Origin of the sequence: Gordonia sp. X0973, from assembly GCF_013348785.1 — a bacterium.
Lineage (GTDB): Bacteria > Actinomycetota > Actinomycetes > Mycobacteriales > Mycobacteriaceae > Gordonia.
Map to the genome: position 1 here is coordinate 1,469,428 of NZ_CP054691.1, position 15,844 is coordinate 1,485,271.

Consider the following 15,844-nt stretch of genomic DNA (forward strand, 5'->3'; position numbering starts at 1 on the left):
CACGTCGGGGAGCGGCCCGTCGGTTTGACCGGCGGCGAGTCGCTCCCGTAACCTTGGAAAGTCGCCTACCTGCAGCGCAAACGCAGGCAGGCATTTTATTTGTGACAACGAAGATTGAGGGAATACCCGATGGCTACGTACGCGATCGTCAAGACCGGCGGTAAGCAGTACAAGGTCGCCGAAGGCGACGTGGTGAAGGTCGAGAAGCTCGACGGCGAGCCCGGCAGCACCGTGAAGCTCCCGGTCGCGCTGGTCGTCGACGGTGCGAAGTTGACCACCGAGGCGGACAAGCTTGCCAAGGTCTCGGTCGCCGCCGAGGTCGTCGAGCACGTCAAGGGCCCGAAGATCCGCATCCACAAGTTCAAGAACAAGACCGGCTACCACAAGCGCCAGGGCCACCGTCAGCAGCTGACGGTGCTCAAGGTCACCGGAATCAAGTAGAGGAGCACCTCAGATGGCACACAAGAAGGGCGCATCGAGCTCCCGTAACGGTCGCGATTCCAACGCCCAGCGCCTCGGCGTGAAGCGCTTCGGCGGCCAGAAGGTCAACGCCGGCGAGATCCTCGTCCGCCAGCGCGGCACCCATTTCCACCCCGGCGTGAACGTCGGCCGTGGTGGCGACGACACCCTGTTCGCCCTGGCGGCGGGTGCGGTCGAGTTCGGCAGCAAGCGCGGCCGCAAGACCGTGAACATCGTTCCGGATACCGCTTCGGTCTGATCCGGGGCGCATAAGCTCTCAAGCAGGGCGGGCGGGGATCACCGAGATCCCCAGGCCCGCCCTGTTTGTATTTCACCGCAGTTCTGATCAGGAGGGACCGATGTCGCGCTTCGTCGACCGGGTGGCGATCCACGTGACCGCCGGAAACGGCGGCCACGGGTGTTCGTCGGTGCACCGGGAGAAGTTCAAGCCGCTCGGCGGGCCCGACGGCGGCAACGGCGGCCGCGGCGGCGACGTGCGGCTCGTGGTCGACCCGCAGGTCCACACGCTGCTCGATTTCCACTTCCGGCCGCATGCCAGCGGCGGCAACGGCAAACCGGGGATGGGTGACAACCGCAACGGCGCCAACGGCGACGACCTGGAACTCGCCGTGCCGGACGGCACCGTCATCCTCGACCGGAACGGGAAGATCCTGGCCGACATGGTCGGTGCGGGCACCACCTTCGTCGCGGCCCAGGGTGGCCGGGGCGGGCTGGGCAATGCCGCGCTGGCCTCCAAGGCGCGCAAGGCGCCCGGTTTCGCGCTGCTCGGCGAGCCCGGTCAGGAGCGGGAACTCGTCCTCGAACTGAAGTCGGTGGCCGACGTCGGTCTGCTCGGCTTCCCGTCGGCGGGCAAGTCGTCGCTGGTGTCGGTGCTCTCGGCGGCCAAGCCGAAGATCGCCGACTACCCGTTCACCACCCTGGCGCCCAACCTGGGCGTGGTGCAGACCGCCCCCGGAAAGGCGGGGGATCGGTCGAGCAGCATCGACGCCTTCACCATCGCCGACGTCCCCGGCCTGATTCCCGGGGCCTCGGAGGGGCGCGGCCTGGGATTGGACTTCCTGCGCCACATCGAGCGCTGTGCGCTGCTGGCCCACGTCGTGGACTGTGCGACCCTCGAACCGGGACGCGATCCGGTGTCCGACATCGAGGCACTCGAAGCCGAACTCGCCGCGTATCAGCCGGCCCTCGACGACGACCACGGCCTCGGCGACCTCGCCAAGCGCCCGCGCATCGTCATCCTCAACAAGACCGACATCCCCGAGGCCGCCGAACTCGCCGACATCGTCGAGAAGGACCTGGAGAAGTTCGGCTGGCCGATCTACCGGGTCTCCGCGGTCAGTCGTGAGGGATTGCGCGAACTCGCATTCGCGCTGGCCAAGATGGTGCACGAATACCGCGACGCCCAACCGGAGCAGGTGGCCAAGCGCACGGTGATCCGGCCCAAGGCCGTCGACGCGGCCGAGTTCACCGTCGAGCCCGATCCCGAGGTGCCCGGTGGATTCATCGTGCGCGGTGAACGTCCGGAGCGATGGATCCGGCAGACCCAGTTCGACAACGACGAGGCCGTCGGCTACCTCGCCGACCGGTTGAGCCGCCTCGGCGTCGAGGACGAGCTGAACCGACTGGGCGCCGAGCCCGGTGCGCCGGTGACGGTCGGCGACGTCTCCTTCGATTGGGAGCCCACCGCCCCGAGCGGCGACGACGTGCCCATCACCGGACGCGGCACCGACATCCGGCTGGATCGCAGTGACCGCATCGGCGCCACCGACCGCAAAGCCGCACGCAAGTTGCGCCGCGAGCACCACGACGAATGGGACCACCTCGACACCCTCGACGGCGGCGACGAGGAGGACGGCGACCGGGGGGACGGGCGGTGAATGCCCCCGCGCTGACCTCGCCGACCCGCGAGGCGGTGGCCACCGCGCGCAGCGTCGTAGTCAAGATCGGCTCGGCCGCCATCACCGACCTCGGCGAAGGGCTCGACGTCGACCGGCTGGATCGGCTTGCCGACGCGCTCGAACACCGCATGCGGTCGGGTACCGACGTCATCATCGTTTCGTCGGGGGCCATCGGCGCCGGCCTGGCTCCGCTGCGGCTGCGCAAACGCCCGGCCGACCTGGCCACCAAGCAGGCCGCGGCCAGCGTCGGTCAGTTGGCCTTGGCGCACGCGTGGGGTACCTCCTTCGGCCGCTACGACCGCGTCGTCGGCCAAGTCCTGCTCACCGCGCACGACATCTCGCGGCGCTCCCACCACGCCAACGCGCAACGCACCCTGGACCGGTTGCGCGCACTCGGCGCGGTGGCCGTCGTCAACGAGAACGACGCCGTCGCCACCAACGAGATCCGCTTCGGCGACAACGACAGGCTGGCGGCGCTCGTCGCGCACCTGGCCGGCGCGGAGGCGCTGATCCTGTTGTCCGACATCGACGGGCTGTACGACGGCGACCCGCGCAAGGCCACCCCCGGGCATCCGGTGCGGTTCATCCCCGAGGTCGCTGGGCCGGCGGATCTCGACGGCGTGATCACGGGTGCCGGCGGCTCCCTCGGCACCGGCGGGATGGCGTCGAAGCTGGCCGCCGCACGGCTGGCCGCCGACGGCGGCGTCCCGGTGCTGCTGGCCGCCGCCGACGACGCGGACACCGCGCTGCGCGACGCGTCGGTGGGGACGGCGTTCGCGCCACGCGCGGAGCGGATGTCGGCGCGACGGTTCTGGGTGCGGCACGCCGCGGAGACCCACGGCCGGCTCATCCTCGACGACGGCGCCGTCGCCGCGGTCGCCCGTCGGCGCTCGCTCCTCTCGGCCGGAGTGGTCGAGGTGCACGGCGCATTCGACGCCGGTGACGTCGTCGAACTCGTCGACCAGCGCGGAGAGGTCTGCGCGCGGGGCGTGGTGGGATACGGCACCGACGAGGTGACGCGCATGATCGGGCTCTCGACCGCGGATCTGCCCGCGGATCTGCGCGGCCCGGTGGTCCACGCCGATGACCTGGCGCTGCTGTAGATGACCGGGATGCGCTGAATGCCCAGGATCATCGCCGGGGACTATCGCGGCCGACGGCTCGTCGTCGAGTCCGACGCCACGCGTCCCACGTCGGACCGGGTGCGCGAAGCGCTGTTCGCCGCGCTCGACGCACGGGTCGACCTCACCGGCATGACGGTGCTCGACCTCTTCGCCGGTACCGGGGCACTCGGCCTGGAGGCGCTGTCGCGCGGTGCGGCGTCGGCGGTATTCGTCGACGAGGACAGGCGGGCCGTCGAGGGGCTGCGCGCCAATATCGCGGCGTGCGCGGCGGGGGAGCGGTCGACGGTGGCGCGCCAGGATGCCGCGAGCTTCCTGCGCGGTACGCCGGGACGGTTCGACATGGTGTTCTGCGATCCGCCGTACGGCCTGCCCGACGACGACCTCGCGACGATCCTGTGCCTGGTGGCGCCCGTGCTCGGCGACGGCTACCTGGTCCTCGAACGCGCCAAGCGTTGCGCTGCGACCCGATGGCCGGACGGGTTGGAGCCGGTACTGGAGAAGGTCTACGGCGATACCCGCACCGAGTGGGCGCAGGTCGCGACGCCGGGGCAGCCATGACGACGCCCCTCGACCCCGACGTTCTGCTGCCGTCGCCCGTCCTGGCGCGGTGGACCGACCGGGTCGACGCGGCCGCCGGCGCCGAGTGCGCCAACCTCTTCGCCGCCGCAATGCGCCGGACGTTGGCGCGCACGCTGCACCCGCTCGACGACGGGACCGTCTTCGTCATCACCGGTGACATCCCGGCGATGTGGTTGCGCGACGCCGCCACACAGATGCGCCCCTATGTGCGCCTGCTCGCGCTCGACGACGATCCGCGCCTGGGCGCACTGACCGAGGTGATCGGCGCGGTGGTGCGCCGACAGTTCGCCTATGTCGCCCACGATCCGTACGCGAATGCGTTCAACGCCGCCCCTAACGGCAACTGCCACGAGCCTCGCGACCTCGGCGACGACCCGTGGTTGTGGGAGCGCAAATACGAGATCGACTCGCTCTGCTTCCCGTTCCAACTCGCCGAGCAACTGGCCGAAGCGACCGGTACCGCCGACCATTTCGACGATGCCTTCCACGCGGCCGCCGTGGCCGCGATCGACACGCTGAGCGTCGAACTCGACCACGAGGGCTCCTCGTCGTATCGCTTCGTCCGCCCCGACACCGTCGCGCAGGACACGTTGCCGCGCGACGGACTCGGTTCGCCGGTGGCGGTGACGGGTATGACCTGGTCGGGATTCCGCCCGTCGGACGACGCCTGCACCTACGGCTATTTGGTACCGGCGAATCTGATGGCCGCTCATACGCTCGACGGGATCGCCGCGCGCCTGCGCGGAAGCGACGACGGGCTGGCGGCGCGGGCCGGGGAATTGGCCGCTGGCCTGCGCGACGGGGTGGCGCAGCACGGCCGCGTCGTGCATCTGCGCCACGGCGAGATCTGGGCCTACGAGGTCGACGGTCTGGGATCGGCCCTTCTCGCCGACGACGCGAACATGCCGAGCCTGCTCTCGTTGCCACTGGTCGCGGGGATCGCGGCCGACGATCCGCGCTATGTGCGCACCCGGCGGTTCGTCCTCTCCGGCGACAACCCGTACTTCTACCGCGGCCGGGTCGCCGCCGGACCGGGGAGCCCCCACACCCCGGTCGACCACGTGTGGCCGATCGCGCTGGCCGTCGCCGGGCTGACCTCGCCCGACCCGGCTGAGTCGATGCGATTGCTGCAGTTGATCGCGGAGACGACCGCGGACACCGAGTACGTCCACGAGAGCTTCCACGTCGACGATCCGACGCGCTACACCCGCGAGTGGTTCAGCTGGGCCGACTCGATGTTCTGCGAGTTGGCGCTGCACGTCTGTGCCCCGTGACCGGCGCACGGTAGGTTCGTGCCCATGAGCATCGCATTGTGCCCGGGTTCCTTCGATCCGTTCACTCTCGGCCACCGCTTCGTCGTCGAGCGGGCCGCCGCCCGCTTCGACGAGGTGGTCGTCACCGTCGTCGTCAATCCGAATAAGCAGGGGATGTTCACCGTCGACGAACGGATCGACCTGATCTCGTCGACATGCGCCGATCTGCCGAATGTGCGCGTGGACCGCTGGCGCGGCCTGCTGGTGGATTACATGCGCAACGAGGGCATCACGACGATGGTCAAGGGACTGCGATCCACCGTCGACTTCGAATACGAGGTGCCGATGGCACAGATGAACCGAGAGCTCGCCGACGTCGAGACGCTCTTCCTGTGGGGAGATCCGAAGTTCGCGCACGTGTCCAGTTCACTGGTGAAGGAGGTGGCGAAGCTCGGCGGCGACGTGGAGCCGTTCCTGCCGCCCGACGTCTTTGCCGCCGTGATGCGGAAGGTCAATGGCGAACTGAGCGTGTAGCCCCTGCACGGACGACACGACACGCCGACCTGGAAGCCTCCCCAATCACACCAGTAACATTCGGCACAATGGCCTCATAAGTCACTATGAGACAGGGGTGTTGCTGTGTACCGCGTATTCGAAGCCCTCGATGAACTGGTCGCCATCGTCGAAGAGGCGCGCGCCGTGCCGATGACCGCGGGCTGCATGGTTCCGCGCGGGGACGTGCTCGAACTCCTCGACGACATCAAAGACTCCATCCCGGGCGAACTCGACGATGCCCAAGACGTGCTCGACCAGCGGGATTCGCTCGTCGGCTCCGCGCGTCAGAACGCCGACTCGATGGTCGCCACCGCCCGCGCCGACGCCGACGCGATGCTCGCCGGGGCCAAGGCCGAGGCCGACCGCATCCTCGCCGATGCGCGCGCGGTCGCCGATCGCACGGCCGAGGAGGCGTCCAACCACAGCCGCACCCTGATCGAGGACGCGACCGAGGAGGCCCACCGCCTCACCACCAGCGCCGCGCGCGAACACGAGTCGCTGACCGGTCGCGCCCGCTCGGAGGCCGGTCGGATCATCGAGAACGCCAACGCGCACTACCAGCGCTCGGTGGCCGACGGTATCGCCGAGCAGCAGCGCCTCGTCGCCGAGACCGAGGTCGTCGCCGCGGCCAAGTCGGAGGCGCAGCGCATCATCGACGCCGCCCACGCGGAGGCCGATCGACTGCGCGGCGACTGCGACATCTACGTCGACACCAAGCTCGCCGATTTCGAGGAGATCCTCACCGGAACGCTGCGCTCGGTGGGTCGCGGTCGCCAGCAGCTGCGGACCGGCGCCGGCACGCACGACTACGTCGAGTACCCGCGTGCGGTCGACGACGCCGACCGGGAGCCTCCGGTCGCGGTATAAGCCGCCCGTGGGGCGTATCGTGTCGGTGTGGCTCAAGCAGTTGACGCACCTTTTGTCCTCGATGTCCGATCATTGGGGCGCCGTCCCGGCAGCATGATCGAGTGTCACCGGACGGTGGCCAGCCCGATCCGTATCGGCACCGAAATGGTCGCCATCGAACCGGGGACCGAGATGGATCTGGACCTACGTCTGGAGGCGGTTTCCGAAGGCGTCCTGGTCACCGGTACCGCGTGCGGCGAGACCGAGGGACAGTGCGTTCGATGCCTGGAACCCCTGGAGGACACGGTCACCGTCTTCCTTACCGAACTGTTCGCCTACCCCGACAGCGAGACCGACAAGACGACCTCCGACGAGGAGGTCCACCGCATTTCCGACGACCAGATCGACCTCGAGCAGACGCTCATCGACGCCGTCGGCCTGGAGCTGCCGATGTCGCCGTTGTGCCGTGAGGACTGCCCGGGGTTGTGTCCGGACTGCGGGGTCGCGCTCGCCGTCGCCGAGCCGGGGCATGGGCACGAGAAGATCGACCCGCGCTGGGCCGGATTGACCGGCAAGCTCGACGAGATGCGCCAGCCCGAGCAGGGCAACGGCTGATCGGGTATGGCTGCATCGGACCGCGACCCCGCGGCACTGCTCTCGTCGCTCGGCATCACCGTCGACGACGATCTGCTGACCCTGGCGCTGACGCACCGCTCCTACGCCTATGAGAACGGCGGTTTGCCGACGAACGAGCGGCTGGAGTTCCTCGGCGACTCGGTGCTCGGCGTCGTCGTCACCGAGAAGCTGTATCGCGACTACCCGGACCGCCCGGAGGGGGAGCTGGCCAAGATCCGCGCCAGCGTCGTCAACGGGCAGGCCCTGGCGCGTCTGGCGCGCACCTTGGGGCCGGGCGGACTCGGTCGGCACCTGTACCTCGGCCGTGGCGAGGAGATGACCGGCGGCCGCGACAAGGACAGCATCTTGGCCGACGGGATGGAGGCGCTGCTCGGCGCGGTGTACCTGGAGCACGGGTTCGAACCCGCGAAGAAGGTGATCCTCAAGCTGTTCAGCGACGCGGTTGCCGATGCCGGGCGGCTCGGAGCCGGGCTGGACTGGAAGACCTCGCTGCAGGAGCTGTCCGCGGCGCGCTCGCTTGGCCCGCCGTCGTACTCCATCACCTCCACCGGTCCAGACCACGACAAGGAGTTCACCGCGACGGCCATCGTCGGCGGGGAGGAACTCGGCAGCGGAGTCGGGCGCTCCAAGAAGGAGGCCGAGCAGGTCGCCGCCGAGGAGGCGTGGAAGGTGCTCGACGCGAGGCAGGAGGGTGCCTGAGCTTCCCGAAGTCGAGACGGTTCGGCTCGGCGTAGAGAAGCACGTCATCGGTGCGACGTTCACCGGTGTCCAGGTACACCACGACCGGGCCGTCCGACGCCAGGTCGGGGGAGCGGCCGCACTCGTCGGTCGGCTGCGCGGGACGACCGCGGTCGCGGCCCGGCGACGCGGCAAATACCTGTGGCTCGAACTCGCGGATCCTTCGGGCGTCGTCGACGAGGCGCTGGTCATCCACCTCGGTATGAGCGGGCAGCTGCGGATCGTCGACGAGGACAAGCCGGCGGGGGAGACCAAGCACCTGCGCATCCGCTCCGAGCTGATCGGGGCCGACGGCGGCCCGAGTGAGTTCTGGTTCGTCGACCAGCGGACCTTCGGCGGCTGGCAGGTCGACGACCTGGTGCCCGATCTCCATTCGCTGGGACGGTCGGTGCCGTCGATCATTGCTCATATCGCGCCGGACCCGTTCGACGAGGCTTACGACGCGGAGAGAGTCGCGGGGGTTATGCGCCGCAAGCACACCGAGGTCAAACGTGCGCTGCTCGACCAGTCGCTGGTCTCGGGCATCGGCAACATCTACGCCGACGAGGCGCTCTGGCGGGCGCGCCTGCGCGGCACGAGGCTCACCGATTCGATCTCGAAGGTCAAGCTGGTGGAACTGCTCGGTCACGCGCGGGCCGTGATGGACGAGGCGCTGGCCGTGGGTGGTAGCTCGTTCGACGAACTGTATGTGAACGTCAACGGCGAGTCGGGGTATTTTTCCCGATCTCTTGACGTTTATGGCCGGGCTGGGGCGCCGTGCAATCGGTGTGGAGCACCGATTGCACGCGAGCAGTTCATGAATCGCTCCAGTCACTTTTGCCCGCGTTGTCAGCGGAGTTCATCGACGCCAGGCGTCTGATGGTCGAGGTGTTCCGCTCCTATCGGGCGCTCGTGTGCGTGGACAAGATGTTAGGCGGCCATCTTCGCACCCTTGGCGCGGTTGCAACGCCAGCACAGCGTCTGAAGGTTCTCGGGCTCGCTGAGGCCTCCCTTGGACACCGGCACGATGTGATCAACTTCGAGGAGCAGGTTCGGCTCGACGGCGACCGAGACGCCGCATGCGGGGTTCTGACAGGTATGGTCATCACGATCCTTGATCCAGCCGCGTAAGCGGGCGGTCATCAGCGCCCGCTGACCGGCGGCCGACTTCGACCAGCGAATCTTCTGCGCGAGTGTTTCCGAGAGAGCGTCGAGGGTCGGGGTATTCAGGTCGATATTCACCGTCTGGCCGCTGTTGCCACCGGCGGAGACGTACTGGAACTTGTAGTTCGGATAGGGCACCGTTATCGGCGAGAGGTGCACGCCGACGAAGATCCAGAACTCGTCCGCGTACCGCTGGAGGATGAACGCGGGCGGGTTGATCATTGCTGCAATTTCTGCCTCGCGGCGCTGCACGTTGGCGACGGCCTCTTCTAGTCGCGAGATGTCCTCGGCCACCCGCTGCACGTCGGCCAGCGTCTCTTGGTTCGCTTTGATCTCAAAGTACTTCATCAGGTACTTGATCGGATCCATGCTCGCGTTGCGCACCACCTGCAGCGACGCGTTATGGACGTGCGGCGCGTACTCGGCCACGTTGCGGTTGCGCTGATAGTTCCAGCTCGAAGTGTTCTCGAACGTCGCGAGGTGAGCGTACTGCCCGGTGGAGGACGTGCCCAGCTCGAAGGCACCCCGTCCGCGAATCTCCGCGACGTAGTTCACGACCTCGTTGTGCTCGGCAACGACGGAGGCAATCTGAGCGCGGAGCCCTTGGAACTCTTCACTGTTGAAGTACTTGTTCTTCCGGTGCTTCCAGATGATCGGATTCGCGATCAGCACCCCGGCGAGGACGAGAATGAACAGGATCGGATGGATCGAGCCGAAAAGGAGTGGCAACGTAATGACTAACGTGATGAAGAGCCACTTGGGCATCCGTGTTTCTCCTAAGTAGAGCTATGTTTTCGTCCGTGACGTCTGCTCCCAGAATATAGAGCACCTCCGACAAAGTTGGGGTGTCATCGTCCGCTGATCTGGTGCACTCCGGTGCGGGGCCGGTCTGCTGGCGGACTCTGGCCGTGAGGGCCCCTCGGGCGCGCTAGGGGCGATGCGACGTGCGTCGATCATCTGATCAGCTTCATACGGGCGCTGCGGACCAGGTTCGTCTTGGTTTGCCGTGGGTCGCGGATCTCGTGCTCGCCAAGCCGGACCAGGTAGCCCGGCGGAGCTACCTGCTCTCGACGTGGCTGATCGAAGTTCGGCCGGCGGCGACTGACGCGGCACCACTCGCCACCTGGCAGCGGGTTGTCGACGCTCTGGTCGTCGCAGGCGACTCGCAGCTGGCGCCCTACTCGGAGTAGCCCGGCACACTCCGCCGCGCGGTACGGCAGCCACCCCGCGAGAACGCACGCCGGTTCCACATGTTTGTCCGTCGTGCTCTGTCGATTGAGCTAGTCCGCGTTTTCGGCCATGGTCGGACAAACGTGGGCATCAATGTCAGATGGTGCTCAAGTCCGGCTACTTCGCCCGCTCCTTGAATGCCTACGGTCGTGAAGGCCGGCCCTGCTACCGCTGCGGCTCGACCATGCGACGCGAGTCATTCATGAATCGCAGCTCGTTCTATTGTCCAAGTTGTCAGCGACCGCCGAGACGGCTGGCGGAGCCCGCTTGGTAGCGGGTCGGTCAGGACGAGCGGCCAATCTCGCCCACCTCGTTGATGAACAGCATGAACCGCGCGTTACTTCGAACGCTTTGAATGAGCAGCCACCCCCAGAGATTCCCCAGCCCGGGCAGCCACCGGAGAATGGTCTCCTTCCGTCGCGCACCATCGGGGCGATGGTCGACCTCGACCAGGTAGGGGTTGATCCAGCGGACCTTTGCCCCGCGCGCGATCTCGCGCTGCACCGCCGCGGCCATCGCCCGGGTGCGTTCCTGTTCTGACCAACCCTGTCGCCGGTCGCCGGTCCAGGCATGTCCGTCCCACCACGAGTACCAGCCCGGTTCTCCCGAGCGGCTCGAATACCATCCCGCCGCAGCCGTTTTCGTCACCGTTTCCCCTGCGTTGTCGCCGCCCGCTGACCCTCGGTGCGATTGCCCACGTCGATGGTCGCGGTGCGCACCATGCCTCTTCGACGCTCGTTCGTCGTTTTCGATGACGACGCTAGGGTCCGGTTCTCTCCTTGGCAATGGGTAGAACTCTCCGTCCAGAGCGCGAACGGTACGGTGCGGTTTCGACATCGTCAGCCACCTGGTCTTCTACGTTGAGAGCGCAGAGGGCGTCGATGTGGTCAGAATCCTGCACCAGCGCATGGATCCGACGCGGCACCTCTGATTGCCTCGACCCGAGACACTCGAGGAATGCCGCCGGACCCGGCACGTGTTGAATAGGACCATGACCGAACTCTGGGTACAGCGCACCGGATCACGCCGCTACGTCGGCAACAGCTCACGCGGGGCTACCGTGCAGATCGGCTCCGAAGACGTCGAGGGCGTCTTCACTCCGGGCGAGCTGCTGAAGATCGCGCTGGCCGCATGCACGGGCATGGCGTCGGACATCACCCTGGCCCGCCGCCTCGGCGACGACTACGACGCGACCGTGCGGGTCAGTGGCGACGCCGACCGGGAGTCGGAGACCTACCCGCAGCTCAACGAGGTACTCGAGCTGGACGTGTCCGAACTGGGCGACCCCGAGGCGGTGAAGCGGCTGCTCGTCGTCGCCGAGCGCGCGGTCGACCGGTCGTGCACCGTCGGGCGCACGCTCAAGGCGGGCACCCGAGTATCGCTGACCATCGAGACGGATTAGGCCGATGGCCGACGACGCCGACGTGACCGGGCCGCAGCGGCTGAGCGCCTTTGTGCACGGCCACGTCCAGGGCGTCGGTTTCCGCTGGTCAACCCGGGTGCGGGCCCTCGAACTGGGCCTCGTCGGCTACGCGATGAACCTCGCCGACGGACGCGTCCACGTCGTCGCCGAAGGACCGCGCGCCAAGCTCGACGACATGCTCGGCTACCTGCGCGGACCCGATGCCCCCGGGCGCGTCGACACCGTCGTCGAACGATTCGAGGAACCACGCGGAGACTTGCGCGGATTCGTCGAGCGTTGAGTGGGTAGTCTGTACGGTCGTGCATCTGAAATCCCTCACCCTTAAGGGTTTTAAATCGTTCGCGTCGGCGACGACGCTGCGATTCGAGCCCGGGATCACCTGTGTGGTGGGCCCCAACGGGTCGGGGAAGAGCAACGTCGTCGACGCGCTCACCTGGGTGATGGGCGAGCAGGGCGCCAAGGCGCTGCGCGGCGGCAAGATGGAAGACGTCATCTTCGCGGGCACCTCCGGCCGCCCGCCGTTGGGTCGGGCCGAGGTCACCCTGACGATCGACAACTCCGACGGCGCGCTCCCGATCGACTACTCCGAGGTCTCCATCACGCGGCGCATGTTCCGCGACGGTGCGGGCGAATACGAGATCAACGGCGAATCCTGTCGCCTCATGGATGTGCAGGAACTGCTCAGCGACTCCGGTATCGGTCGCGAGATGCACGTCATCGTCGGGCAGGGGCGCCTCGCCGCGATCCTCGAATCGCGACCGGAGGACCGTCGGGCGTTCATCGAAGAGGCCGCCGGCGTCCTCAAGCACCGCAAGCGCAAAGAGAAGGCCGTCCGCAAGCTCGAGTCCATGCAGGCCAACCTCGCCCGGCTCACGGACTTGACCGGGGAACTCCGCCGCCAGCTCAAACCACTCGGACGCCAGGCCGAGGTCGCACGGCGCGCCGCCACCGTGCAGGCCGACCTGCGCGACGCCCGGCTGCGCCTGGCCGCCGACGACCTGGTGGTCCGGCGCGCGGAGATGGCCGAGCAATCCCAACTCGAGGACACCATCCGACGCCAGCAGGCCGAGGTCTCCACCGCGCTGGACGCCGCGACCACCGAGTTGACCGCCCACGAGGCACAACTCGCCGAGATCGAACCCGCCGCCGCGGCCGCGGGGCAGGGCTGGTTCCGACTGTCCGCTCTTGCCGAGCGGGTCGACGCCACGATCCGCGTCGCGCAGGAGCGCAGCAAGCACCTGGCGACCCCGACGACCGTCGCAACCGGACCCGACCCCGACGAGCTGGACGCGCAGGCCGCCCGCGCCGCCGAGCAGGAGGCCGAGCTGGCCGCGCAGGTGCAGCAGGCGTCCGCCGCTCTCGACGAGGTGAAGGGACGCCTGGCGCAGGCCGAGGAGCACGCCACCGCGGTCGAACGCGCACACGCCGCCGCCGTCGCGGCCGTCGCCGACCGTCGCGAAGGGCTGGCCCGCCTGGAGGGCGAGGTCGCCAATCTGACCACCCGCGCCGATTCGGTCGACGCGGAGACCGCGCGGCTGACGTCGGCCATCGACGCCGCCGCGCAGCGCGCCGCGAAGGCGCAGACCGAGATGGACACCGTCTCGGCATCGGTCGCCGAGATGGAGTCGGCCGAGCAGGGCCTCGACGAACACCACGAACGCTGCACGGCCGCGGCTACCGCGGCCGACGAGCGGGTCGAATCGCTGCGGGCCTCGGAACGCGAGGCGGAGCAGAAGATCGCCTCGCTGACCGCCCGCATCGAAGCGCTGGCCGTCGGCCTCGAGCGCAACGACGGCGGCGCATGGTTGTTGGAACAGGCCGCCGACGGGTTGCTGGCCCCGGTATCGGATCTGCTGACCGTCCAGACCGGCTACGAGACCGCGGTGGCCGGTGCGCTCGGTTCGAGCGTCGACGCCATCGCGACGGTGGACGCACTGGCCGCGGCGAAAGCACTCGAGGCGCTCAAGACCGGCGACGGTGGTCGTGCCGCACTGCTCGTCGGCGGGCTGCGGGCACTGCCCGAGCCCGGCGGGGCGAGTCTGCCAACCGGTGCTCGCTGGGCGCGCTCGGTCGTCACCTGCCCATCGTCGATCCGGGGAGCCATCGACACCCTGCTGGCCGACGTCGTCGTGCTGGGCACCGACGTCGACGACGCGACGGCGGTGGCGAGCCGACTCGTCAGCGCGCATCCCCAGCTGACCGTCGTCACCGCCGACGGAGATCGAGTCGGCGCGGCCTCCGTCGAGGGCGGATCGGCTCGCCGGACCTCCAGCCTGGAGGTGCAGTCGGCGATCGACGCGGCCACCGCTGAACTCGCCCTGGCCAGCCGCAATGCAGAAGAACTCGGCGCGGCGCTGGCCGGCGCGCTGACCGAGCAGGCCGACCGTCGGGAGGCGGCCGAAGAGGCGCTCGCCGCGCTGCACGAATCGGATTCGTCGCTCGGAGCGGCCTACGAACAACTCGCCCGACTGGGCCAGGACATCCGCGCCGCACAGGACGAGGCGGACCGGCTCACCCGCCAGCGTCAACTGGCCGAGGACGGTCATGCCGAGACGGTGGAGAAGCTGGCGGCCCTGACCGAGCGCCTGCGCCTGGCCCGCGAGGAACCCAGCGACGGGGACGGCAACCCCGCCGGTCTCGTCGACGACGGGCGGCGCGAGGAGGCGAGCGCCGCCGTCGCGCAGGCCCGCACCGCCGAGGTGGAGGCCCGCCTGGCCCTGCGCACGGCCGAGGAACGCTCGGCCTCGGCGCGCGGCCGCGCCGAGGGGCTGCGCCGCTCTGCGCGCCAGGAGCGCGAGGCCAGGGAACGGGCCCGCCGGGCGGATGCCACTCGTCGCCACGCGGCGACGGTCGCCGCCGCCGTGGCCGATTCGGGTGCCAAGGTCGCCGCCCGCCTCGCCGAATCCGTGGCGCAGGCCCAGGCGGCGCGCGATCACCTGAGCCAGGTCCGCGCCACCCACACCGAGACCGTCGCCGAACTCAAGACGCGGGCGAGTGCGTTGACCGCCCAGCTCGACGGGCTGCGCGACGCCGTCCACCGCGACGAGGTCGCCAAGGCGCAGGCGGCGATGCGCATCGAACAGCTCGAGGAACAGATCGCCGAGCAGTTCGCGATCACCCCGGAAGACCTCATCAACGAGTACGGGCCGGACGTGCCGATGCCGCCCTCGGCCCTGGAGATCGCCGAGTACGAGGAGGCGAAGGCGCGCGGCGAACTCGTCGTCGCACCCGCGCCCATGCCCTACGACCGTGCCACCCAGGAGCGTCGCGCGAAGCAGGCGCAGAAGGACCTGAACACCCTCGGCAAGGTGAACCCCCTTGCCCTTGAGGAGTTCGCCGCGCTGGAGGAGCGCTACAACTTTCTCTCCGCCCAGCTCGAAGACGTGAAGGGGGCGCGCGCCGACCTGCTGCAGGTCGTCGAGGACGTGGACGCCCGCATCCTCGAGGTCTTCACGGAGGCCTACGCCGACGTCGAGCGCGAGTTCGCCGAGGTCTTCGGCAAGTTGTTCCCCGGCGGCGAGGGGCGCCTCGTCCTCACCGACCCCGCGGACATGCTGACCACCGGCGTGGAGGTGGAGGCCCGCCCGCCGGGCAAGAAGGTCAAGCGCCTCTCGCTGCTGTCCGGTGGGGAGAAGTCGCTGACCGCGGTGGCGATGCTCGTCGCCATCTTCCGCGCCCGGCCGTCGCCGTTCTACGTCATGGACGAGGTCGAGGCAGCCCTGGACGACACGAACCTGCAGCGCCTGATCGGGTTGTTCGAGCAGCTGCGCGAACGGTCGCAGCTCATCGTCATCACGCACCAGAAGCCGACGATGGAGGTCGCCGACGCCCTCTACGGTGTGAGTATGCGCGGCGATGGGATCACCCAGGTCATCTCGCAGCGCCTGCGCGGGCAAGACCTTGTCAACGCCAACTAGGGCCGACGCCGACTAGCGTCAC

At 68.7% G+C, this 15,844-nt stretch carries 16 protein-coding genes and 1 pseudogene; 15 read left to right on the forward strand and 2 right to left on the reverse strand.

The annotated features are described in order from the left end of the window. Nucleotides 1–129 precede the first annotated feature (129 nt). The 11 genes from rplU (at nucleotide 130) to mutM (ending at nucleotide 8,968) form a co-directional block, all read left to right on the forward strand. Nucleotides 130–441, forward strand: a complete 312-nt coding sequence (gene rplU / locus HUN08_RS07220) for a 50S ribosomal protein L21 (protein ID WP_124247447.1) — start codon at nucleotides 130–132, stop codon at nucleotides 439–441. A gap of 13 nt (nucleotides 442–454) precedes the next feature. Beyond that, nucleotides 455–718: a 50S ribosomal protein L27 gene (rpmA, locus tag HUN08_RS07225; protein WP_124247446.1), complete on the forward strand. Its 264-nt coding sequence runs from the start codon at nucleotides 455–457 to the stop codon at nucleotides 716–718. Nucleotides 719–818: 100 nt separating this feature from the next. Continuing rightward, nucleotides 819–2,357 carry a GTPase ObgE gene (gene obgE, locus HUN08_RS07230; protein WP_124247445.1) on the forward strand — a complete coding sequence of 513 codons (1,539 nt, stop codon included), beginning with the start codon at nucleotides 819–821 and terminating at the stop codon, nucleotides 2,355–2,357. After that, the gene (gene proB / locus HUN08_RS07235; RefSeq protein ID WP_301546938.1) at nucleotides 2,354–3,481 is read left to right on the forward strand and encodes a glutamate 5-kinase; all 1,128 of its coding nucleotides are present in this window, start codon (nucleotides 2,354–2,356) and stop codon (nucleotides 3,479–3,481) included. The genes obgE and proB overlap by 4 nt, the downstream gene beginning before the upstream one ends. A gap of 18 nt (nucleotides 3,482–3,499) precedes the next feature. After that, nucleotides 3,500–4,060: a 16S rRNA (guanine(966)-N(2))-methyltransferase RsmD gene (gene rsmD / locus HUN08_RS07240; RefSeq protein ID WP_124247443.1), complete on the forward strand. Its 561-nt coding sequence runs from the start codon at nucleotides 3,500–3,502 to the stop codon at nucleotides 4,058–4,060. Further along, nucleotides 4,057–5,355, forward strand: coding sequence for a glycoside hydrolase family 125 protein (locus tag HUN08_RS07245; RefSeq protein ID WP_124247442.1), 1,299 nt, complete (start codon nucleotides 4,057–4,059; stop codon nucleotides 5,353–5,355). Before rsmD ends, HUN08_RS07245 begins: the two co-directional genes overlap by 4 nt. A gap of 24 nt (nucleotides 5,356–5,379) precedes the next feature. Next, on the forward strand, nucleotides 5,380–5,868 hold the full coding sequence (gene coaD / locus HUN08_RS07250) for a pantetheine-phosphate adenylyltransferase (protein ID WP_124247441.1): 489 nt from the start codon (nucleotides 5,380–5,382) through the stop codon (nucleotides 5,866–5,868). A 105-nt stretch (nucleotides 5,869–5,973) separates the two neighbouring features. Then, nucleotides 5,974–6,756, forward strand: coding sequence for a DivIVA domain-containing protein (locus tag HUN08_RS07255; protein ID WP_124247440.1), 783 nt, complete (start codon nucleotides 5,974–5,976; stop codon nucleotides 6,754–6,756). A 27-nt stretch (nucleotides 6,757–6,783) separates the two neighbouring features. Continuing rightward, complete coding sequence (locus HUN08_RS07260) at nucleotides 6,784–7,350, forward strand: DUF177 domain-containing protein (protein WP_124247439.1); 567 nt, start codon at nucleotides 6,784–6,786, stop codon at nucleotides 7,348–7,350. 6 nt (nucleotides 7,351–7,356) lie between these two features. Further along, nucleotides 7,357–8,070 carry a ribonuclease III gene (rnc, locus tag HUN08_RS07265; RefSeq protein ID WP_124247438.1) on the forward strand — a complete coding sequence of 238 codons (714 nt, stop codon included), beginning with the start codon at nucleotides 7,357–7,359 and terminating at the stop codon, nucleotides 8,068–8,070. Continuing rightward, the gene (gene mutM, locus HUN08_RS07270; protein WP_124247437.1) at nucleotides 8,063–8,968 is read left to right on the forward strand and encodes a bifunctional DNA-formamidopyrimidine glycosylase/DNA-(apurinic or apyrimidinic site) lyase; all 906 of its coding nucleotides are present in this window, start codon (nucleotides 8,063–8,065) and stop codon (nucleotides 8,966–8,968) included. The genes rnc and mutM overlap by 8 nt, the downstream gene beginning before the upstream one ends. 50 nt (nucleotides 8,969–9,018) lie before the next feature. On the opposite strand, the gene HUN08_RS07275 is transcribed toward mutM, so the two are convergent. Further along, nucleotides 9,019–10,017 carry an HNH endonuclease gene (locus tag HUN08_RS07275; protein WP_124247436.1) on the reverse strand — a complete coding sequence of 333 codons (999 nt, stop codon included), beginning with the start codon at nucleotides 10,015–10,017 and terminating at the stop codon, nucleotides 9,019–9,021. 574 nt (nucleotides 10,018–10,591) lie between these two features. Here HUN08_RS07275 and HUN08_RS07280 point away from each other — a divergent pair. Then, nucleotides 10,592–10,756 (forward strand): annotated as a pseudogene (locus HUN08_RS07280) (zinc finger domain-containing protein); the annotation flags it as partial. A gap of 8 nt (nucleotides 10,757–10,764) precedes the next feature. On the opposite strand, the gene HUN08_RS07285 reads toward HUN08_RS07280, so the two are convergent. Then, complete coding sequence (locus HUN08_RS07285) at nucleotides 10,765–11,130, reverse strand: DUF2510 domain-containing protein (protein WP_124247435.1); 366 nt, start codon at nucleotides 11,128–11,130, stop codon at nucleotides 10,765–10,767. Nucleotides 11,131–11,473: 343 nt separating this feature from the next. Here HUN08_RS07285 and HUN08_RS07290 point away from each other — a divergent pair, with 343 nt between their 5' ends. The 3 genes from HUN08_RS07290 to smc are packed head-to-tail and all read left to right on the forward strand — an operon-like array spanning nucleotide 11,474 to nucleotide 15,822. Next, on the forward strand, nucleotides 11,474–11,884 hold the full coding sequence (locus tag HUN08_RS07290; RefSeq protein WP_124247434.1) for an OsmC family protein: 411 nt from the start codon (nucleotides 11,474–11,476) through the stop codon (nucleotides 11,882–11,884). Between the two features lie 4 nt (nucleotides 11,885–11,888). Further along, entirely contained in the window at nucleotides 11,889–12,185 is a 297-nt protein-coding gene (locus tag HUN08_RS07295; protein ID WP_124247433.1) for an acylphosphatase, read from the forward strand. Nucleotides 12,186–12,204: 19 nt separating this feature from the next. Next, nucleotides 12,205–15,822, forward strand: a complete 3,618-nt coding sequence (gene smc / locus HUN08_RS07300) for a chromosome segregation protein SMC (RefSeq protein WP_124247432.1) — start codon at nucleotides 12,205–12,207, stop codon at nucleotides 15,820–15,822. Nucleotides 15,823–15,844: the final 22 nt, after the last annotated feature.

Coding starts and splice junctions, on each gene's coding strand:
- rsmD (WP_124247443.1), top strand. CDS start 3,500: ATGCCCAGGATCATCGCCGGGGACTATCGCGGCCGACGGCTCGTCGTC.
- rpmA (WP_124247446.1), top strand. CDS start 455: ATGGCACACAAGAAGGGCGCATCGAGCTCCCGTAACGGTCGCGATTCC.
- rnc (WP_124247438.1), top strand. CDS start 7,357: ATGGCTGCATCGGACCGCGACCCCGCGGCACTGCTCTCGTCGCTCGGC.
- HUN08_RS07275 (WP_124247436.1), bottom strand. CDS start 10,017: ATGCCCAAGTGGCTCTTCATCACGTTAGTCATTACGTTGCCACTCCTT.
- HUN08_RS07290 (WP_124247434.1), top strand. CDS start 11,474: ATGACCGAACTCTGGGTACAGCGCACCGGATCACGCCGCTACGTCGGC.
- rplU (WP_124247447.1), top strand. CDS start 130: ATGGCTACGTACGCGATCGTCAAGACCGGCGGTAAGCAGTACAAGGTC.
- obgE (WP_124247445.1), top strand. CDS start 819: ATGTCGCGCTTCGTCGACCGGGTGGCGATCCACGTGACCGCCGGAAAC.
- HUN08_RS07245 (WP_124247442.1), top strand. CDS start 4,057: ATGACGACGCCCCTCGACCCCGACGTTCTGCTGCCGTCGCCCGTCCTG.
- HUN08_RS07295 (WP_124247433.1), top strand. CDS start 11,889: ATGGCCGACGACGCCGACGTGACCGGGCCGCAGCGGCTGAGCGCCTTT.
- coaD (WP_124247441.1), top strand. CDS start 5,380: ATGAGCATCGCATTGTGCCCGGGTTCCTTCGATCCGTTCACTCTCGGC.